This is a genomic window from Limnoraphis robusta CS-951, from assembly GCF_000972705.2.
Genome location: NZ_LATL02000014.1, coordinates 26,172 through 46,528, shown reverse-complemented (window position 1 = coordinate 46,528; position 20,357 = coordinate 26,172). Strand labels below are relative to the sequence as shown.

15 protein-coding genes are annotated in these 20,357 nt (G+C 40.3%); 7 read left to right on the top strand and 8 right to left on the bottom strand.

What is annotated here, in order from left to right; translation table 11 throughout:
- Positions 1-84 precede the first annotated feature (84 nt).
- From WN50_RS01325 to WN50_RS01310, 4 genes are all read left to right on the top strand, one after another.
- Complete coding sequence (locus WN50_RS01325; RefSeq protein ID WP_049557546.1) at positions 85-1,743, top strand: S-layer homology domain-containing protein; 1,659 nt, start codon at positions 85-87, stop codon at positions 1,741-1,743.
- A 195-nt stretch (positions 1,744-1,938) separates the two neighbouring features.
- Entirely contained in the window at positions 1,939-2,775 is an 837-nt protein-coding gene (gene mazG, locus WN50_RS01320) for a nucleoside triphosphate pyrophosphohydrolase (RefSeq protein ID WP_046279063.1), read from the top strand.
- A gap of 319 nt (positions 2,776-3,094) precedes the next feature.
- Positions 3,095-3,316: a DUF4327 family protein gene (locus tag WN50_RS01315; protein WP_046279093.1), complete on the top strand. Its 222-nt coding sequence runs from the start codon at positions 3,095-3,097 to the stop codon at positions 3,314-3,316.
- Between the two features lie 565 nt (positions 3,317-3,881).
- Positions 3,882-4,418: a universal stress protein gene (locus tag WN50_RS01310; RefSeq protein ID WP_046279064.1), complete on the top strand. Its 537-nt coding sequence runs from the start codon at positions 3,882-3,884 to the stop codon at positions 4,416-4,418.
- On the opposite strand, the gene thiS is transcribed toward WN50_RS01310, so the two are convergent.
- Together thiS and WN50_RS01300 are read right to left on the bottom strand one after the other, a co-directional pair.
- Positions 4,375-4,665, bottom strand: a complete 291-nt coding sequence (gene thiS / locus WN50_RS01305; RefSeq protein WP_046279065.1) for a sulfur carrier protein ThiS — start codon at positions 4,663-4,665, stop codon at positions 4,375-4,377. The genes WN50_RS01310 and thiS overlap by 44 nt on opposite strands.
- Positions 4,666-4,684: 19 nt before the next feature.
- Complete coding sequence (locus WN50_RS01300; RefSeq protein WP_046279066.1) at positions 4,685-5,767, bottom strand: thiamine phosphate synthase; 1,083 nt, start codon at positions 5,765-5,767, stop codon at positions 4,685-4,687.
- A 195-nt stretch (positions 5,768-5,962) separates the two neighbouring features.
- Here WN50_RS01300 and WN50_RS01295 point away from each other — a divergent pair, with 195 nt between their 5' ends.
- Positions 5,963-6,664: a CADD family putative folate metabolism protein gene (locus WN50_RS01295; protein WP_046279067.1), complete on the top strand. Its 702-nt coding sequence runs from the start codon at positions 5,963-5,965 to the stop codon at positions 6,662-6,664.
- A 287-nt stretch (positions 6,665-6,951) separates the two neighbouring features.
- Here WN50_RS01295 and WN50_RS01290 read toward each other — a convergent pair whose 3' ends face one another.
- Entirely contained in the window at positions 6,952-7,848 is an 897-nt protein-coding gene (locus tag WN50_RS01290) for a glycosyltransferase family 2 protein (protein ID WP_046279068.1), read from the bottom strand.
- Positions 7,849-7,986: 138 nt separating this feature from the next.
- Positions 7,987-8,820, bottom strand: coding sequence for a hormogonium polysaccharide biosynthesis protein HpsJ (gene hpsJ-B, locus WN50_RS01285; protein WP_046279069.1), 834 nt, complete (start codon positions 8,818-8,820; stop codon positions 7,987-7,989).
- A 348-nt stretch (positions 8,821-9,168) separates the two neighbouring features.
- Between hpsJ-B and WN50_RS01280 the strand changes: the two genes are divergently transcribed.
- Together WN50_RS01280 and WN50_RS01275 are read left to right on the top strand one after the other, a co-directional pair.
- Complete coding sequence (locus WN50_RS01280) at positions 9,169-9,681, top strand: adenylyltransferase/cytidyltransferase family protein (RefSeq protein ID WP_046279070.1); 513 nt, start codon at positions 9,169-9,171, stop codon at positions 9,679-9,681.
- Between the two features lie 81 nt (positions 9,682-9,762).
- Positions 9,763-10,488: a GUN4 domain-containing protein gene (locus WN50_RS01275; protein WP_046279071.1), complete on the top strand. Its 726-nt coding sequence runs from the start codon at positions 9,763-9,765 to the stop codon at positions 10,486-10,488.
- A gap of 155 nt (positions 10,489-10,643) precedes the next feature.
- Here the strand turns inward: WN50_RS01275 and WN50_RS35665 are convergent, their stop codons facing one another.
- The 4 genes from WN50_RS35665 to proX form a co-directional block, all read right to left on the bottom strand.
- Entirely contained in the window at positions 10,644-10,742 is a 99-nt protein-coding gene (locus WN50_RS35665; protein WP_235440790.1) for a LuxR C-terminal-related transcriptional regulator, read from the bottom strand.
- Positions 10,743-10,758: 16 nt separating this feature from the next.
- On the bottom strand, positions 10,759-11,787 hold the full coding sequence (locus WN50_RS01270) for an ATP-binding response regulator (protein ID WP_046279072.1): 1,029 nt from the start codon (positions 11,785-11,787) through the stop codon (positions 10,759-10,761).
- Entirely contained in the window at positions 11,784-18,176 is a 6,393-nt protein-coding gene (locus WN50_RS01265) for an AAA family ATPase (RefSeq protein WP_046279073.1), read from the bottom strand. The genes WN50_RS01270 and WN50_RS01265 overlap by 4 nt, the downstream gene beginning before the upstream one ends.
- 218 nt (positions 18,177-18,394) lie before the next feature.
- Positions 18,395-20,356, bottom strand: coding sequence for a glycine betaine/L-proline ABC transporter substrate-binding protein ProX (gene proX / locus WN50_RS35660; RefSeq protein WP_082172226.1), 1,962 nt, complete (start codon positions 20,354-20,356; stop codon positions 18,395-18,397).
- Position 20,357: the final 1 nt, after the last annotated feature.

Sequence of the window (20,357 nt, the reverse complement as noted above, 5' to 3'; positions counted from 1 at the left end):
CCCGGTTTATACAGTAAGCTTCAATCTCTTATAATAAACCGGATTTTTACTTTCTTTAAAACGAGATTAAATTCTGTGAAAACAATGAAACAAGAAACAACTGAACAACCTTTTTCTTTCCTAACTCCCGATGAAATCTGGTTAGATATTAAAAATTATTGGGCAGAAAACTGTCTAAAAGAGTTAGGATATTCTGGTTTATTTAATGGTTATCCTGATGGTAAGTTTAAACCCGATAACTTAATGACACGGGCGGAATTTGCAGCCGCTTTAAAGAAAGCCTTTCCTGATATTCCGGCTAAACGAGAAGCGATTAAATTTTCCGATGTTTCATCTAAGTTTTGGGCGTTTGAAGCCATTCGTTGGGCTTATGAACGAAAGTTTATTTCGGGTTATCCCGGTAATCTTTTTAAACCCCAACAAAATATTCCCAGAGTTCAAGCTTTAGTCGCTTTAGCAAGTGGGTTAAATTTGCAAGCAAATCCTCAACTGATTAACTCTTTTAGTCAACTTTTTGAGGATGCAAAAGATATTCCAAATTATGCTAATTCTGGTGTGGCTGCAACTTTAGAAAAACGAATTATTGCCAGTCCAAATAATCCTAAAAAACTCACACCCAATCAACCCGCAACACGAGCGGAAATTGCTGTTTTTATCGCCCAATCTCGTTTACAACCTGGACAAATAGATCGAGTCAATTCTCAAGTGATTATTGAACCTGTTATTTCTCCTGATTTTCTTCCGGCTAACCCCTGGAAAAATAATAAATTTGAACGAAAATTATCTCAATCTGCATCTAAAATTGATTGGAGTTATAACGAAGAAGTTTTAGCTGGTTATCAGCCAAAAACCGGAATTCAACTTTGGGATGTTAAAACGGGAGATTCTCTTAATTTAATTGCCGAAGAACCCAATCAAATTTATCATAGCTTTGCCCTGAATAACAACGCTGAAATTATCGCATTTTACGTTTACGACACCGAGAAAAAGCAACTGAGTCTGAAACTTTTAAATCGAACTAGCCAAGTTATTCAAAACTTTGAAACTATCCAATTCTTAGATTATTTCACCCTAGACGAAAAATTTTTAACCTTGTTAGAGTTTAGCCCAAATGGAGAATTTTTGGCATCATTTGCTGGAAGTATTGATGATCAATATCCTGATAATGGAGACATTCAAATTTGGGATGTAAAACAGGGTAAAACTATCCGAACTTTGACGTTTAACCCTCCGAAGTTAGAAAAACTGGTGTTTAGTCATAATAATGAAAAATTCGCCAGTTATAACAGCAAAGGACAAGTTAAAGTTTGGAATGTTAGCACAGGTGAATTGCTGTATACCTTGAATGAAGAAACAGTTATTGATAACATTACATTTAGTCTGGATAGTCAATTTTTACTCAGTTCAGTTTTAACTATTGTTAGCGGTTTTCCCATCGTTACTCATGTGCGAGTTTGGCAGATATCAACGGGAATGTTACGCTTTAACTTCAGTTTATCTGTAGATAGAACCAGCAGAAATAGAACTCTTTCTGGGGATGGAATGACTTATTTTGCCAGTGGAGAAGTAGCCGGGGCAAGCTTTTTTTATGTCGGAAGCCGTGAGACTTTTGACTTAGCTTTTCCGCCGAATATTTCTCCAATGGTAATCTATGATGCCCGACAAAATTTATTTAGTCCACAAGGGAATTTGTTTTCCATCGCAACTTCTGAGGGAATTTTGATCTGGAATTCCTCTTATTAATCTCCTCATCATCAATCGGGTTTATTGCTATAGTCAACCTCGTAGGGTGTATCAAAAATTATTTGGTTATCCTGCCAACAAATTTCCCTAATTTGATGCACCCTACACATTTGGAATAGAAACCCGGTTTCTCAGAGTACACATTTTTAAGAATATGTTTTAAGCTTTTCTAGTAGTGCTAGAATGCCATCACCCATGTCTGAATCTCAAAATTCCCATCCCCAAGCTTTATCGCCCACTTTAACCGCTTTGCAAGGTTTAATTGATGTTGTCGCCCAGTTGCGATCGCCGGATAGGGGTTGTCCTTGGGATCTCGCCCAAACGCCGCAAACCCTGACGCCCTATGTGATCGAAGAAGCCTATGAGGTGGTGGATGCTATTCGCAGTGGGGATATCGAAGCGATCGCAGAGGAATTAGGAGATTTATTGCTTCAGGTGGTTTTACAAGCCCAAATAGCTAGTGAGTCTCAACAATTTTCCCTCGAAGATGTTGCTAACCGCATCACCGAAAAAATGATTCGTCGTCATCCTCATGTCTTTGCAGAAGTTGAAGTTGAAACGATAGAAGAAGTCCATGAAAATTGGGAACAAATCAAAGCAGCCGAAAAGGGAGAAAACCCCGAAACCCAACCGTTATCGTCTAAACTCAGTCGGTATGCCCGTCAACTTCCGCCATTGATGGCAGGAATGAAAATCTCTCAAAAAGCGGCATCTGTTGGGTTTGAGTGGGAGAATATTCAGGGAGTTTGGGAGAAGTTTCACGAAGAATTAGCGGAGTTTGAACACGCGCTTTTACACGAAGAAAAAGCTAATCAAGAAGCAGAATTAGGAGATGTTTTATTTACGTTGATTAATTTAGCCCGATGGTATGAACTTGATCCAGAAGCGGCGTTACAGGGTACAAATCATCGGTTTATTCAGCGATTTTCCCGACTTGAACAAGCTTGCGATCGCCCGTTATCTGAATACACATTAGAAGAATTTGAAGCCCTTTGGCAAAAGATTAAAGCTCAATTAGCCCAATCCAGTTAGTCTGTTTGACATCATCTCGGCACAGCCCATGTGCCTCTGTTTTTACTTTTGCTTTGGACTTTCTTCAAGCTACAAGGCATTAGCCACAGAAGGTCCATATTATTACTGTAACTACAGTTTAACACAGACCTCGAACAATTGCCAAATTTCGGGGGATTTTCTGTTAATAATTTTAAACTAAATAGATAAATATGCTCAATCTAGAGGAAAATAAAATTGGAAATAGAATTTTGATTTTCAGCCGTTTTGCTCTTGAGTCCTGATCAGAGTGTAAATGGCGGTGTTTGATTCTTTTAATAAAAGGCGAGAGAGAGGAACAATGCTTCAAACTAAAGTTTATTCCATTAATGTGATCAAAGATGAAGCCCGTCACTTAGTTTGTCAGGGGGTTGTTGGCTGTCATCAACCAATTTATACCTTGTGTCAATATATTCCAGCCCGAGACTGGGAAGGTGTTGAGTGTGAATTAGAAGACAATGACTTTTTACTGCGAGATCGGATTATTGATTTGATTGGTTATGAAGAGTGGCGAGAAGACTAAGCATATTTACTAATAGCAAGACTGCATTTCATAACAATCAGTTGATCTGAGTTGAAATCTTACCTAACCCTGATTTTTGGGGTTGGGTTTATTTTTTTTTGAGAGAAAATTATCAGTCTTGAATGCTGAGAGTTCATCACAGTCAGGGGTTTGTAAATAAACTTAAAATAGCTATCTAAAATCACCACTTTCGGCGACAATGGAGATGGATCTGTAGAACAGGCTACCAATTATCACTCAAAATCTGAATAAATTCCTAAAAAATCTCTTTCCGGTCAAGCTGGCTCAGAAACCCGGTTTCTCCTGGCTGTACAGTGCCTCAAATGCAGAAGTAATATCACATCCAATTAATTAATGATCATTATGTAGGGGCGCGGCTAGAGCGATAGCGAGGTCTGGGAGGAAAAATTTAGTGAAACCCGCCCTACACCCATAACGCAATTAATCAACCGGACATGATATAACGATGAGAAACTGGGTGGATCTGTCACTCGCCTTGAGACAAAATTGGTATTTTTGAAGCTTGAGTTTACTGTCAATATCTAATCTTAAAAGAGGAAAAATAATGACTTTTCATAAAATTTTAGTCGCCCTCGATATTTCATCTCCAGAAGTAGAAAGAGTTTTTCAAGAGGCGCTCAAAGTCGCCAAAACTGAAGGAAGTCACCTGATGTTATTTCATTGTATTTCTTGGGAGAACGAAGAAAAAATCAATCCCTTAGCTGGAATTGGGACTTTAGGAAATGTGAATTTACACACAATCCTAAAACAATTCTCCCAGGCAAGTTGGACAGAGCAAGTGAAGCAAGTTCGTTCGCAATTACAACGTTATTGTGATACAGCCAAATCTCAAGGAATTTCTGTAGAATATCAATATCAAGTGGGAAATCCCAGTGCGTTAATTTGTGAGCAAGCGAAAGATTGGAATGCCGATCTAGTGATTGTTGGACGACGAAACCGCATGAAATGGTCAGAATTCCTTTTAAAAAGTGTGAGTAGCTCTGTTTTGCATCATGCGTCTTGTTCAGTTTTTGTCATTCAAACGGAAACCGCCTGTACTAAACATCAATCAGCTTCTCAGACTCAACCTGTCTATAATTAATAGGAATGAGTGATAACTGATCACTGGTTACTGTCATTCCCCCGCCGACAATGGTGACAATTTCCAGGACATCTCCGGCTTTCATCTCTGTCGTTTCCCAAAATTGTCGGTGCAGAATTTCGCCGTTATATTCCACAGCCACCAAACGGGGATTTAATCCCATCTGTTCTAAAAAATCGGGTAATTTCGTGTGAGGAGAACAGGTTTTGAGTTCTCCGTTAACCTGAAGTTGGATTGAATCAGACATGAGATTTTAACGGTTAATTTCAAGAAGGATTTGGTAAAATATTGTAAGTCCGTAAGGTTTGAATTCGCGTCAGTTGAGACAGAAAATATTGCGTCACTAGCGTCGGTTGTTCGGCTTCCATAATCGCTCGGACTACCGCAATCCGTTCCCCACCAATAGACATGACATCATCAAAATTATTCATATCAATTCCGCCAATGGCAAACCAAGGAATCGAACAATTGTCAGCCGCATGACGCACATATTCCAAGCCAGCAGCAGGTTTATCCGCCTTCGTGGGAGTTTCATACACAGGCCCAACCCCAATATAATCGGCACCGGCGTCAATTGCCTTTTGCATTTCTTGGGGGTTCGTCGTTGAACGTCCGATAATTCGTTGCGGGCCGAGTAACTGACGCGCTAAACTAATCGGAATATCTTTTTGTCCGAGATGAACCCCATCAGCGTTAGAAGCGATCGCTAAATCCACGCGATCATTCATAATAAACAGGGCATCATAACGATGACAAAGTTGAGAGAGCTTTTCTGCATTCTGAAGTCGAGTTTCATCATCGTTTTGTTTGTCGCGATACTGCACCAATTTCAGTCCGCCTTGCAACGCCGCTTCTACAATCGAGAACATTTTATCCGATGGAGAAGTCACTAAATACAAATAGGCATCATTGAGAAGTTGATAACGTCGATAAGCCAATAATCGACTTTCTAGGGTATAAACTCGATAGCGCATCTGCTTAAACGATACGCCCATATCCGGGTGATAAATTTTGCCGTATTCTTCCAGTACCCGTAGAGCTTCTTCGATGCGACAAAAATTCGCCTGTAATACGCTATCAATCCCCTCGCGTCTTTCTTCTTGGGGGTGCGTGAGTTCCGTACCCAAATCTCCAGGCGTGTTTCTCGACAACCGGAGTTCCATCGTATGCCACTGAGCCAATTCTTGTCGCAACTGTTTGCACTCCTCAGCCAATTCTGCGCTATCGAGTCCAAAGCGACACCATTCTTCAATAATTCTCAATCCCTCACGAGCGCGATCTAAATTTGCATCTAGAATGCGACAGAGGGCGGGTTGCACCTGTTTATTCCAACTTTGTTGATCGACCATCAAACCTACCTCAATCTGTACTTAGCTTACCCGATTGCAGAAGAACCGCAGGCTACTATAGCAGATTTTCGAGATCAAGTTAGAGGGGCAAATGTAGCGTAAGTTCGTTTTGAGACTCTGAAGTCGTGGCGCGGAGTGTCAAAATTCGCCAATTTGGTATACAATTCACAAGCATCAACATCACTAGGGTGAATTATGCTAGTCCAAGAGCAATCCATTACTGAGCAAGAGTTTTTAACTCAAATTGACGCGATTATTGATGGAAATCATCTGCTGAAGCATCCTTTCTATCAACTCTGGAATGAAGGCAAACTGACGCTAGGGATGCTGCAAGAGTACGCCCAAGAATATTATTTGCAAGTTCATCACTTCCCCACCTACGTTAGTGCTACTCACGCCGCTTGTGATGACTTAGAAATTCGTCGGATGTTGCTGGAAAATTTAATCGAAGAAGAACGGGGTTCTGCCAATCATCCTGAACTTTGGTTGCGGTTTGCTGAAGGATTAGGCGTTGACAGAAAAGCAGTCAAGGAACGTCAACATCTCAAACAAACCCAACAATCGGTTAGCATTTTAAAAGAACTGTCTCGCAGTGAAAATCCAGTCAAAGGTTTGGCTGCGCTTTATGCTTATGAAGCCCAAATTCCCGAAGTTTCTACAACTAAAATTGCCGGACTGAACACCTATTATGGCATTACTTCATCCGATGCAGTTGCATTTTTTCAAGTCCATGAAAAAGCCGATGAAGTTCACTCTCAGATGACTCGTGATGCTTTGGTTAAACTCTGTCAAACGGACGAACAAAAACAAGAGGCGATTTCAGCGACAGAAGAAGCTGTTTTTGCTTTTAATTTGTTGTTAGATGGAATCTACAAAAAATACTGTCAAGCTGCTTAATTTGTGAACGGTAGGATGGGTTAGCATGGGCGTAACCCATCTTTCGTTAGTCACCGAGTCAGGAGTCAGGAGTCAGGAGTCAGGAGTCAGGAGGAAATAAAGAAGAAGAAAGAGGAGGAGCGGTGCGACCCCGCGCCCTTCGGGTTCGGCAGTTGCTTCAAGTCGGGGAACCCGCCCAACGCACTGCTCTCACCACCTGCGGGCGAATCGGGAACGCGCACCAAGAGATTATGAGAAAGTTTTTGATCACTAATTATCCGGACATGATATCACCTGTAATCTGTTCCCTATTCTTCAGTGTAAACTTGAGAAGAAACTGCGGTTTCTTTCATCTCAACAACAGGAAGATGAGCAGGTGTTAACTCGGGAACGGGCATATTGCGAATTTCCCAAGTTTTTAGTACAATTAAATATTCATAAAATGCTTGTAATGTACACCAAGCAAACCCGGAGCGACCATCTAACCAACCACCCAACATAACATACATATAAAAAAAGCGGATAAACGGCCTAAAGGGTAAACGCAGAGAAAAGTCTTTCAGCGCTCGGCGTCGTTCAACTTCTGATTTTCCAAAGAACAAATCTCCCCAATTAACAGTTCCTAATTCCAACTGCTTAACGGTTTCTGCGGCTTCATCGGTTGAGTAACGGTTGTGTTTTTCCAGCCAACGGGATAACCCTTTACTACAGGTATAATGGGGATAGGTTTCTTTTAAAAAACTGGTCGGCCCTTGACAAACTTCTCGTTCTGTGTGACCGTAATCGGTAAACCAGACTTTCTCCTTATGAAATAAACGCATTTGATAACGGGGATATTGGGTACTGCGACGAATCCAAGACCCGAGAAATATCACCCGTTCTGCGACATAATAACCAATATATTCAGAGCTTTTCATCGCTTCTAAACACTCAGAAAACAGCTCGGTCGTCATCCGTTCATCGGACTCTAGAATATAAACCCATTCGTATTTGCAGGGAACTTCCTGAAGCATCCAAGTTCGTTGACGTCCGTGACTTTCAAAAGCATGAGGGATGACGCGCACCGGATAACGTTGGGCGATTTCAACCGTGCGATCGCTACTTAAAGAGTCTACAACAATAATATCATCAGATAACATCGCCGACTCAATGCAAGCCGCAATATCAATTTCATCGTTGTAAGTCAGGATATAAATTGAAAACATTAGTTTTTGAGGAATTTAAAAACTTACCAATGAGAATAAAAAATTTAACAGAAAAAACACAGTTTATAATCAGTAATCAGTGATCAGTTTTTTTCCGCTTATCCTGATACTGATTACTGTTAGCAAAATGCTTTGAGACTAACCCGCAGGAGGTTTACGACGACCCCCACCCAAAATTCCAACCCCTTTTAAACCAGTAAAACCGACTCCAATATAACCAATTGCGAGTAATAAACTGCTAATTCCGGTTTGTAAGCTGGACTTCAAAGAACGAGTTTTAGCCTGTTCTTCGAGTTGTTGCTGACGTTCTCTAATTTGAGTTAAAAGCTGAGTCGGTAGACTATCAGCTTGCTGTTCTAAAAATTGTTCGAGAACTTGAGGATTTGTTTTGGATTGTTCGAGAACGTCTTTAACTTGCTGAGGCAGATCTTCTCGAGCCAAAAGTTGATTCAACTGTTCCTCATTTTGAATCACACTACTAAACTGATTTTTGAGTAGATTTTTCCGTTGTTCAACCTGTTGTTGAAACTGATCGCTTCCCAGTTGGGTTTCCAGTTGAGTTTCCGCTTGAGAAGCTTGTTGCTGAATTTGACTCAACGCTTCCGCCCGCGCTAAACGAGTATTATTCAAATGGAGGGGAAATAACAACAGATAAAGCAGTCCCAATACACTGGCGAGGAGTGCTATCCAAAATCTCAAATCAACTAAAGGTTTAATCGGTTTTTGACTTCCTCCAGAAGTAACGCTATCCATCCAAAAACCAATCAAAACTAAACCCATTCCGACCATGGGGACAATACCGCGATCAACCAATTGGCTCGTAACACTCAGTTGCCATCCTCGATTGAGTAAATTGGGCGGAATTAACAAGATCAGGTAGTCTACTAAAGAAGAGACAATCAAGATAGCCCCGATCAGTTTAACACTCCAAGCGGCGAGTGAGGGAAATTGACGGCTAGTAGTTGCTTTCATAGGATTGAGTGAACTCAGTGATCATCTGCATAAGCAGCAGGGTGGAATAATTTGGGGGCGAGTCAAGATAGTTTTTGGCTTCTCAAACCCGCAAAAGGAGAATGCAGATTTTCAAGTTGTTATAGACTGATGCAGGAGCCTATCGGGTTAGCTTAACGCCGGAGTCAAATGACCTGGGCTAACGATATAACTTGATTAACGCTAGCCTAGCATACCGACTGTAACTTTCTTTACCCCGTGAACCCGTAAGCATCGGGTTTACAAGTGTGACCTCAATATGGAGATCACCGACAATCAAATCGCGCTCCCTAATGAAATTCAGACTATCATTATTACGGATCAAAACTCATGGCAAATCCCGATTCATTAAATCTCAAAAATCTTTACACCTTGGAACAATTACAACAGGCGATCGCTTCAGATCCAGCGGCTTGGCGTCCTTTGGTTTTAACCAATGGTTGTTTTGATTTGATCCACGCCGGACATATTCGTTATCTACAGCAAGCTAAAACTTTGGGGCGATCGCTAATTGTCGGCTTAAATAGCGATCGCTCAGTTCAAAGCCTCAAACCTGCAAAACCTGGATTTCCACCTCGTCCAATTGTATCGCAAATGCAAAGAGCCGAAGTTCTAGCCGCCCTCAAACCTGTAGATGCAGTGGTGATTTTCAGTGAAGCTACGGCGACTCAACTGATCGAAACGTTAAAACCCGAAATCTACGCCAAAGGTGGCGACTACACCCTAGAAACGTTACCCGAAACCCCTGCTATTTTAGCCTATGGGGGGAAGATTAGTTTGATTCAAGTCGAAGTTCCCCTCTCGACTAGCACAATTGTTAATCAGATTTTGCAACGATCATAGAATAAGGAGACATACACCTGTACAATAGTTGAGGATCTACACACCAGTGTCATGTAGATTGCTCACCCCAAAACGCCTCCTATGACTGATTCGACCCTATTCAAAGCACAGGACGCATCACTCAACCCGGATGATGTTCGCTCTCAACTCAACTCGGGTTCTGAGAAAACGAAGCTACAACTGATTCAAACATTAGCGGAGGCGGGGGAAGTCGGTATACCCGTATTAATGGAGTTTTTGTTAGAACGTCAATCTGCTTCTCCGACTCCTGTTGAGGGTAAAGCGTATCAGATTCTTTATACCGCCAACTCCTCTGAGGTTCAAGATTTTCTACAAGCTCATTTTCCCAAAGGTTTACTCTCAGCCAACCCGGAAGCAGAAGCGGACTACAGTCAGCTTCAAACACTCCTCGCTCAACAAGACTTTCAAGAAGCGGACAAATTAACCCTGCAAAAGTTGTGCGAACTTGCCGGCCAAGCTGCTGTTGAACGAAAATGGGTTTATTTTTCGGAAGTCAAACGCTTCTCTACGGCTGACTTACATACCCTTGATTTGTTCTGGCGGATCTATTCTGAAGGAAAATTTGGTTACTCTGTACAACGACAGCTTTGGTTAGGTGTTGGGAGAAACTGGGAGAAACTTTGGCCAAAAATTGGCTGGCGTCAGAATGGAAATTGGACTCGCTACCCGCAAGAGTTTACCTGGGATTTAACTGCACCTGTGGGTCATTTACCCCTGTCTAACCAACTGCGAGGCGTCAGGTTGATTGAAGCGTTGTTCTCCCATCCAGCTTGGTCAGAGCCGTAAAATTCGCGAAAAATGCAGTATCCAGGGGTAAATCTAGAAGCTTTTACCGGATTTACCCCCGTTTTCATCAAACTTTTATTCCCTGCTGGTTGTTGTTGGGAGACTGCTTGTTTTTTCTTAGCTTCCCATCGCAACGGCGTATCGTACCAGCCCAACTATAAACTAGCCATTCCCCGTTTCAAAGCAACGAGCGCCGCCTGGGTTCTATCCTTGACATTCAACTTACTCAAAATATTGTTGACGTGAAACTTCACTTGGAAATTTTTCCAATTATCGCTGAACCGAAACCCGAATTTCTGTTCCTCGTCCAACTTCGCTCGTGATCATCAGTTGAGCGTGAATGCGATCGGCTCGTTCTTTCATTCCCAAAAAACCAAAACCGTTCAGAAAACAAGGACTCTCTACATCAAATCCCTGTCCGTTATCTTGCACTCGCAAAGAAAACTGTTCGGGTTCATAAATTAGCTCAATATTAATTGTACTCGCTTTCGCATATTTAAAAGCATTGGTTAGTGCTTCTTGTGCAATTCGCAGCAAGTTATTTTCAACCTCTAAAGGGAGAGAATCTACGGTACCCATGACTTCTAAAACAATGCGCGTCTGGCTATGGGATGACATCCGTGTAGCAATCAGGTTAAGAGCGCTATACAAATCGCCATTTTCTAACAATTGTGGGCGCAAAGCTGTTACTGAACGTCGGGCTTCTGCTAGTCCAGTCTTGGCGAGTTCGCGCACAGTTTTCAGATGTGAAACTGCTTGATCTGGAGTCTTTTCCATCGCTCGTTCAGCCGCTCCTAAATTTAGGATAATTCCTGTAAAGGCTTGTGCTAAAACATCATGAATTTCTCGCGCCATCCGGTTACGTTCTTCTAATATATTTTTTTCTATGAGTTGTTGAGAAAGCCTTCTCAGACGCAATTGATTTTCGACGCGAACCAAAACTTCTTGTTCTTTAAAAGGTTTAGTAATGTAGTCTACTCCCCCCAAAGAAAACGCTTTAACTTTGTCAAATACATCATGCAAAGCACTGATGAAAATAACGGGTATATCTTTGTGTTCCTCAGCTTTTTTGAACTGCTCAAAAACGGTATAGCCATCCATTTGAGGCATCATAATATCCAGTAAAATTAAGTCGGGTAAATTCAACTCGATGAATTTTAGGGCTAATTTACCACTCGGAGCCAGATGAACTTTATATCCAGCATGAGATAAAATTTCGCTTAATAGGTGCAAATTATCAGGGCAATCGTCAATAATTAAAATTGTTTCTTTGTCGTCTAGATTGAGATTATTATTCATAATTTATCACTCAAAGAAGTTATTAAATCCAACAATTTTTCGTACTGAAATTTTTTCAAACAAGCCTCTATAGCCTTTGCTAATGATTGTTCAATTTTCCCAATTTTCTCGATAACGGCTTGCATTTGTTCTAAATCAAGATTGATAATGGCTTGCTGGAGATTAACCAACAACTCCGAAGGTAATGCAGCTAAAGCCGATTTTGTCAAGACATTCACCTCCAAATCATTGCTCACAGAAATCGGATTAACGTCTTCAAAAATGAATTCTACACCCAGATGTTTATGCAGAATATTAAGGATATTTTCTTCTCTAAAAGGTTTACGAACAAAATCATCGCAACCACAAGATAATACAACCGCTTTCTCTTCTTCAAAACTACTAGCTGTTACTGCTATAATGGCTGTAGCTTGACCTTTTATCCCCCCTTCACCCCCCTTAAAAAAAGGGGAATCAGATGAGAGTTTGTGTTCCTTTTCTCTAGTTTTAATACGTTGGGCGGCTTCATATCCATCCATGACTGGCATTCGCATATCCATAAAAATTAAATGGGGTGAATATTCCTCCCACATTTGAACTGCTTCTACCCCGTTACTGGCTTCTGTTAGTTCAAAGCCAAAGGGAGAAAGTAATTTAACTAATAACTGACGATTATCCCAACGATCATCTACAATTAAAAGGCGATAACGAGGTTGATTGGGTGCAATTTCAATCACTCGACGAGAGGGTTCTTCTTGTTCAATATCAGCAACTTCTACTGAGTTAGCTTTAATATTAAACTTGAACAAAGTCCCTCGCCCAACTTGCGATTTCACCGTCATCTCACCCCCCATTAACTGAATAAAAGAGCGGGCTATAGTTAACCCGAGTCCCGTTCCTTCTTGAGATTTTGTCCCCGTTTGAGTTTGTACAAAAGCTTCAAATAAAGTCTTCAGTTCATCCTCGGCTATTCCCTCGCCCGTATCTTCGATTTCAAAATAGATTCGAGACTCTAAATGTTCGGCTCTAATTCTCACAGAAACACCCCCAACCGAGGTAAACTTTATGGCGTTAGAAAGGAGGTTAATTAAAACTTGGCGGAGTTTAGTTTCATCGGTTTGGAGGTACTGAGGAACGTCTGGAGTTCGTTCGATTAATAACTGCAATCCTTTAGTCTCAGCCGATAATTTAAACAAATCTTCGAGGTCATTTAATAGGCGATGAAAGTCAAAGTTGGTTTCGTTGAGTGTCGCACGTCCAGCTTCAAGTTTAGATAAATCTAAGACTTGATTAATCAGAGTTAGTAGGTGTTCTCCATTGCGAGAAATAATTCCTAAATAGTCTTGAAATTCTCCAGAAAGTGATGAAGAACGATTCATTAATTGAGAAAAACCTAGAATTGCATTGAGGGGAGTTCGCAATTCATGGCTCATATTGGCGAGGAACGTGCTTTTAGCTTTATTAGCGGCTTGTGCGGCTTCTTCGGCTCGTTTTCGCTCGATAATTTCTCTTTGTAATTCTTGAGTACGTTCGGTGACTTGTTGCTCTAAAGTGCGGTTATAATCGGCTAACAGTTTTTCTGCTTTTTTGCGTTCGGTGATGTCTTGAAAGGCTGCGATCGCATAATTTATTTTACCCGTTTCATCAACAATGGGCGTACTCGACACCTCCAAAGAAAGAATCTTATCTCCTCCGTGAAACTCCATATCCTCAATTTTAACCGTTTCACCCCTTAAAGAACGAACAATGGGTAGATTTTCAGTAGGGTATAACTTGTTAGTTCCAGCTTGATAAAGTTGGTAAATTTCGGCTAATTGTTCAGAACTCGCTTTTGGTATTGTGTAAATGCGACTAAGTTCGCACGCGGTTTGATTCGTATAGGTGATTTGCCCAGTATTATCATGTACAATGACCCCAATTGGCATAGCATCAATAAATTGAGTCAAACGATTTTCACGTTCTTTGACTTCGCTATAAAGTTTAGCATTGGCAATGGCGATCGCCGCTTGTCCTGATAATAATTTTAAAACTTCTAATCGTTCGGGCGTAAAGGCTTGGGCTGTTTGTCGATTTTCTAAATAAACAATTGCACTGAGTTGTCCTTGATTCATCAAAGCTGTACATAAAATAGATTTAGCTTGTGTTTTTTTGATATAAGGATCGTTGGTAAAGTTGCCTTCAGCAGTCGCATTATTTAAAACTACTTTTTCTTGAGTTCTCGCCACATAACTCACAATAGATTCGGCGAGTTTTTGACAAGTTTCAACGGGGATGGATTGTAAAACCGTTACTTCTTCATTTTCCGAGAAACATTCAGCTTCAATTCTTAATGTTCCTTCGTTCTCTAAGATTAAATAACCCAGTTCAGCCCCAATATTTTCTATCAAAATTTTCATTAATTTTGACAAGAGTTTTTCAATGACAATTTCGCCAGCAATAGCTTCAGACGCTTTCATAATCGCAGCGATATCTAAGGAAGAATTAGAATGATTTCCGGTTGTTGAGATCGGGTTTGAGACTTCTGAATGGGTTCGTTTATTAATGACGAATAACTGGGGGTATTGAGTTTCTAAATGTTTGACTTTTGCTGTTGCACCCCAGAGTTGATAATGATAACGGGCTTCCTGCATATAAGCCTTAGCCGTGAGTTCTTTATCTTTAGATAAATAAAACTTGGCGGCGAGTTCGTAAGCGAGGGCGGCTTCATTAATATATTCATGTTCTTTAGCGAGGGAAATTGCGCGATCATAATAATCCATTGCTTCGAGAAATTGATCTAAAATTCGTGCTTTTTCTGCCTCTACCAGATAAAATTTATGTAAATAATTCATTGGGGCGCTTTCCGCCCATTTTTGCAGACTTTCTTGATTTTTGTTGACTTTTACCAGCAAACAATCTTGCTGGGACTGATCGGCAGATAAATACACAGCCAGTTGAACTAAGGAATCGTAGAAGAAGAACAGAGGAACATAAATCATTCCGGGTATTTCATCTAAATACTGTTCGGCAGAAATAGCATTTTTCAAGGCTTCAGGAAATTTATAAAAGAGATAACACAAGACAACTTGATTCAAATAAACGATACAAGTATCGACTTTTGAATAAGCGATTTGAGAATCAATGATTTGGCTATTTGTAAAATATTGACTAATTAATTGTTTTTCATTTACATCGGTCAATGTCAAGATAATTTGCCGATAAAATTGATAAATTTTTAAACTTATTCTGGGTTTACATTCGGTTAGAATATTACTGTAAATTGCTGTTTCCCTTTCTAGTTTGCTTAGTTCTAAACCACTGAAATATGAATACTGACATTTAAAATAAGCCGCAACAACTGCATAAGTTAAATGACCGTTTTGTATTCCACTTAAGCAAGATTCTTCGAGGAGTGCTAATGATTCTCTAAGATGAGACTTTGCATGAATCAAGGTTGTTGCTACTCCTTGAAGTGTAATTATTCTGAATTCCTGAGTTGTAAAACCCGCCACTAATTTTAAAGCTAAGACTCCCAATTCATAAGCTGCATCAAAATCTTGAAAAACCCGGTTTATAAGAGTACCAAAACAATTGTAAATAAGGGCAGATTGAGGACAATTACCATATTTTATCAGCAAATCTATTTGTTCGCAGACCACTAATAGCCATAATTCTCGTCCAACCATATTAATGGCAGGAGTTATAGTTGAGAAGATACGCATCACTGCTAATTTTTCGGGATCTGTCATCACAGGTAAATTCATTAAATCTTCTATATTTCTACCTTTTAAAGTTTCCCGAGTTTGCTGTAAACGTTGCCGAACATATAATGGGCTAGGCGAAGAAGGAAAAGATACTCCCAGCAACTCTAATACTTTTAGCCCAATTTTTACATTGTCTGAAACTCTTGCGAGAGAGATACAACTTTGGATTTGTATTTCATAAACTTTTATTTTTTCCAGAATATTTTTGGTTCTTTGAAGTACAACATTTATATGGGTTTCCATCTGTTCAAAATCTCCACATAGATAAGCGACTTCTGCGGCTTCTTCATACAACGCTAAAGTCAGTTCATACTGTTGTTGCCAGCTATTAGTTGCTAGTAGTTTTCTACCTATATTTAAGTATTCTTGTGCCGCATTATAAGCCACAGCAGCTTTAGCTTTTTGAGCAGCAATAAGATTTAACTGAGCTAATTCATCTTTCTCTTGTTGCTTAGAGAGTAACTGATCAGCAAAATTCAGTTGATTAACAATTTCAAAGATTTTTTCTTCTCGCTTTTCAGAGGGAATAATTTTGAGTAAGATTTGACCAATTTTTTGATGAACAAATGGTTTTTCAGGTTCGGGAATAAGCAAATAGGCGGCTTGCTGGATTCTGTCGTGAACAAATTTGTAGGATAAGGGCTGGTTGTCGGGTAATTTTCCGGCTATTGCTAATTCCACATCGCCCATATTATGTAGGGGTAAAATTAGGTTCTCTGCAATAGCGTTGTGCAAGCTATCTGCCATCTCTGGCAAGGATTTTTGACAAAGAGTAGCTAAAGTTTGCAATTCAAATTGATTGCCCATACAAGCTGCTATTTTGAGTGTTTCTTGTGTATTTTCTGGCAACCTTTGAATTTTAAACACCATCAAGTCAACGACATTATCCGTATAATTCTTTTCTTGTATTTCTTCTATGTTCCATTTCCATTGGCGAGAAATCATATCAAAGTTCAACAATCCCTCAACATACAGCGAGTTGAGAAACTCATTCATAAAAAAAGGATTACCGCCTGTTTTATTGAAAACCAATTCAGCGATATCCCTAACTTCATCTTGACGTAAATTTAGAGTGTCAGAAACGAATTGAGTAACCGTTGGTAACTCCAAAGGCGAGAGTAAAATCCCGTTGATACTGGCGCCTGTTTTGCGAATTTCTTCGATGGTTAAGCTTAAGGGATGAGCCGCAGAAACTTCGTTATCTCGATAGGCACCGATTAAAAATAAACCGGGTGTTGTTTCACTCATTAACAGTTCAATTAACTTTAGAGATGCTCCATCCGCCCACTGTAAATCATCTAGAAATAGGGTGAGAGGATGTGAGGGTTTGAGAAAAACTTTGATGAAATTCTGAAACACTAAGTTAAAGCGATTTTGACTCTCACTCAACCCCACTTCTGGAACTTTGGGTTGTTTCCCAATGATGAATTCAACTTCGGGAATAACATCAATAATAATTCTACCATTGATCCCTAAAGCTGCTAGTAATTTTTCTCGCCATTCTATTAGCTTTGCTTCATTTTCCGCTAACAGTTGTTTAATTAATTCTAGAAAGGCAATAACAACGGCACTGTAGGGAATATTGCGTTGATATTGGTCAAATTTACCGGAGATAAAATAACCCCGTTTTTCAGTAATCGGTTTATAGAGTTCTTGAACGAAAGCTGATTTACCAATCCCCGAATAACCCGCAATTAAAAACAGTTGATTTTTTTCATAAACCCGTTCAAAAGTTGTTAGCAGTGTTTCAATTTCTTGTTCTCTCCCATAGAGTTTTTGCGGGATTTGAAATTGTTCAGAAATATCTTGACGAGCCAGGGGAAATTTTGATAAGATTTGAGTAGTAGTTAATTGATTTAAGCAGTTTTCTAAATCGGCTTTGATTCCGAAGGCACTTTGATAGCGTTCCTCGGCGTTTTTTGCCATTAATTTTATGATAATCTCTGACAATACTGGAGGAATTTCTGGATTAATTTCTGAGGGCGATAACGCTTGTTTTGCCAGATGACAATGAACTAACTCTAATACATCGATGCTCTCAAAAGGCAGTTGATGAGTCAGCAGTTCATAAAAGGTAATTCCCAGTGAATAAAAGTCCGTTCTATAATCTAAACTCCGATTCATTCTTCCCGTTTGTTCGGGGGAAATATAGAGAAGGGTTCCTTCTAAGACGTTCGGATTTTTTAGGATTGGATTTTCTCGGGTAAATTTTGTAGAAATGCCAAAATCAATAAGTTTTAGTTTTTGAGTATCTGGGTTGAAAACAATATTTGAGGGGTTAATATCTTTGTGAATAATATGGGCAGCGTGAAGATCTGCTAAACTGTCTGTTATGGCGATCGCTATTTTCAAAAATTCTTCTAAACTCAACGGTTTCTGCTGCATCAAAATCTTTAATGATTCCCCGCCAAAATCCTCTATAAACATCACGAGGGTATTTTGATAGGGCTGCAAATCATAGGCTTTAATACAGCCTGTTAAATTCAAGGATTTAGTAATCTGATATTCGGTACGATAACGAGCAAGTTCTTGTGGCGTGGGATAATTTTCTTTGAGGATTTTCAGGATAACAGGTTCGTTGTCTGGCTGTCGAAGAGCGCGATAAACTAAAGAATTGGCACTTTCGTAGATGCGTGTTTTGACTTCAACGCCAGGAACGATAAGCATAGAGTAGCTGTTCTCGTGAAAAGGCAGACGAGGCTCAATCCGTCATTGGGTCAATACTTGTCTAAACCGTAGCACAAATATTTGACCCCTTGGGGGGGAACATAGCACAAATCGGCTTTCTCGGCTAGAGGGGTGTCACCCATCGTCCAGTCAAATTCATTGAAGAACAGCTATTTTGAAGTGAGGACAGGTTTGCCAACTGATCAAAAATTCTCGGCTTAATAAGTTAGGTTGCCATTGTTGTTATTTGCCTTTCCAATCGCTTGAGTAATCCGATCAAGCAGGATTGCCAACAAAACAATTCCTAGTCCCCCCACAGCCGCCATCCCTACATCCAAACGCCCCATTCCTTGTAATACGGTTAAACCCAGCCCTGGAACTGCAATCATCGAAGCAATCACCGACATCCCCAAAGCAAATAAAACCGTTTGATTCACTCCAGCCAAAATCGTTGGGATAGCCAGAGGAATTTGCACTTCCCACAGGATTTGTCTGGGCGTTGAACCAAAAGCACCAGCAACTTCCACAATCTCGGTCGAGACTTGTCGAATGCCCAAATTTGTAAAGCGAATTAAGGGGGGAAGCGCATAGATAATTGTAGCAATCACCCCTGGAACTTCTCCAATTCCAAATAGCATAATCACCGGAACCAGATAAACAAAGGTTGGCAGGGTTTGCATGGTATCTAGGAGGATGAGAAACGCTTGCTCAAATCGATCACTCCGCGCACAAGCCACACCCAAAGGAATGCCCACAATAATGCAGAAGATCACGGCTGTAACCACGAGAGCCAGAGTAACCATCGCCGCTTCCCACAACCCCACAAAACCAATCAAAGTGAGAGCCAGCAGGCTGTAAATTCCTACACTTTGTCCGGCCAGTTTCCAGGTCATCAAGCCAACCAGCAATAGGAAAATTACAGGAGGAATTGCCAGCAATAAACCGCGAATTTGTGTCAGTACCCAACTAATAGGAATCCGAATGGTTTGGAATAGGGGACGAAAGTGATCGACAAGGAAATTAATACTGGCGGTAATCCACTGATCCAGAGGAATGGTGTAAAATTGGAAGGGATTTAATAAGATATTCAGTCCTTTTAAACTTTTGCTAGTAGTATTATCGCCCATACTTGAGGGTTGTTCCCCTAGATTGTTGCTGGTCTGATTAATTTCAGCTAACCATCCATCAAACAGGTCTTGATTATCCTTAACCCATTCTTCAGCATGACGACGAATATCTTTGGGTTTATTTTCACCATTTTTAATGCGATAGCTTTCTCGAATCATATCTTCATAAGGAATTTGAACCCGTTCAAAGAAACGTTTTGCAGATGGATTTTTGGCTAAAAATTTCTGGTTGGCAATCACTCGATATTTCCCTTGAACCAGCCCCAGATTTTTTCCGTTTAGCGAGGTATCTTTAGCGGTAAGCTCTCCCATGCGGGAAGTAGTAAAAGGAACTTCCAGCCAAATAACATCTTGATCGACTTTCAGCACCTGACCGAGCCAGAAAGGACTATAAACATAGGAAAAAAATGGTTTTCCTTGTCGGTAACGAGTTAAGGCATCCGCAATTAAGGCGGTATAATTTCCCTGATTGATTTTCACAGTATTCCGCAGTTTGTAAGCATCCAAATGATGCTCCAGTTCTAACTCACAACTCCAACCGGGATCGCAACCAACTAGATCAGCTTTGCCATCTCCATCGCTATCAAATAGCTTGGCAATCTTTGGGTCTTGAAATTGTTGTAAGTTCGTAATTTGATATTGATCTGCCGTTTTTTTATCAATCTGATAGCCCTGGATAAGAGGAAAAAGTAAACCGACTTTCTCTAACTTTTCTTCACCGCCCGCATTTTTATAAAATTCATTATGCCCTGGTTCTCCAAACACGGGCGCAATATCTAAATCCCCATTGGCGACTGCGGTATAGAGGGCTGGATATGCTACTGCTACCAATGGTGCTGTTTTGTAACCGAGTCTCTCCAACCCAATGTTGATAATCTCAGTTTGAAATCGATCCTCAATCCAATCGCTTGTCCCTGAACGAATTATCACACCTTTTCCGGGCAGATCCGAGTGGCTAGGCGTTTGTGCTAAGGAGGAAAAAGTGATTAAACTGATCAACAATAGAGTTGCCAGAACTAACAATTTTGATGATTTTAGGCGTTTTTTTAACATA

Bases quoted from the DNA above. Each gene is read 5' to 3' on its own strand.
- WN50_RS01300 (WP_046279066.1), bottom strand. From the start codon at position 5,767: ATGGTCGATCAACAAAGTTGGAATAAACAGGTGCAACCCGCCCTCTGT.
- WN50_RS01310 (WP_046279064.1), top strand. From the start codon at position 3,882: ATGACTTTTCATAAAATTTTAGTCGCCCTCGATATTTCATCTCCAGAA.
- WN50_RS01315 (WP_046279093.1), top strand. From the start codon at position 3,095: ATGCTTCAAACTAAAGTTTATTCCATTAATGTGATCAAAGATGAAGCC.
- WN50_RS01275 (WP_046279071.1), top strand. From the start codon at position 9,763: ATGACTGATTCGACCCTATTCAAAGCACAGGACGCATCACTCAACCCG.
- proX (WP_082172226.1), bottom strand. From the start codon at position 20,356: ATGTTAAAAAAACGCCTAAAATCATCAAAATTGTTAGTTCTGGCAACT.
- WN50_RS01265 (WP_046279073.1), bottom strand. From the start codon at position 18,176: ATGCTTATCGTTCCTGGCGTTGAAGTCAAAACACGCATCTACGAAAGT.
- hpsJ-B (WP_046279069.1), bottom strand. From the start codon at position 8,820: ATGAAAGCAACTACTAGCCGTCAATTTCCCTCACTCGCCGCTTGGAGT.
- WN50_RS01270 (WP_046279072.1), bottom strand. From the start codon at position 11,787: ATGAATAATAATCTCAATCTAGACGACAAAGAAACAATTTTAATTATT.
- WN50_RS01290 (WP_046279068.1), bottom strand. From the start codon at position 7,848: ATGTTTTCAATTTATATCCTGACTTACAACGATGAAATTGATATTGCG.
- thiS (WP_046279065.1), bottom strand. From the start codon at position 4,665: ATGTCTGATTCAATCCAACTTCAGGTTAACGGAGAACTCAAAACCTGT.
- WN50_RS01280 (WP_046279070.1), top strand. From the start codon at position 9,169: ATGGCAAATCCCGATTCATTAAATCTCAAAAATCTTTACACCTTGGAA.
- WN50_RS01325 (WP_049557546.1), top strand. From the start codon at position 85: ATGAAACAAGAAACAACTGAACAACCTTTTTCTTTCCTAACTCCCGAT.
- WN50_RS01295 (WP_046279067.1), top strand. From the start codon at position 5,963: ATGCTAGTCCAAGAGCAATCCATTACTGAGCAAGAGTTTTTAACTCAA.
- mazG (WP_046279063.1), top strand. From the start codon at position 1,939: ATGTCTGAATCTCAAAATTCCCATCCCCAAGCTTTATCGCCCACTTTA.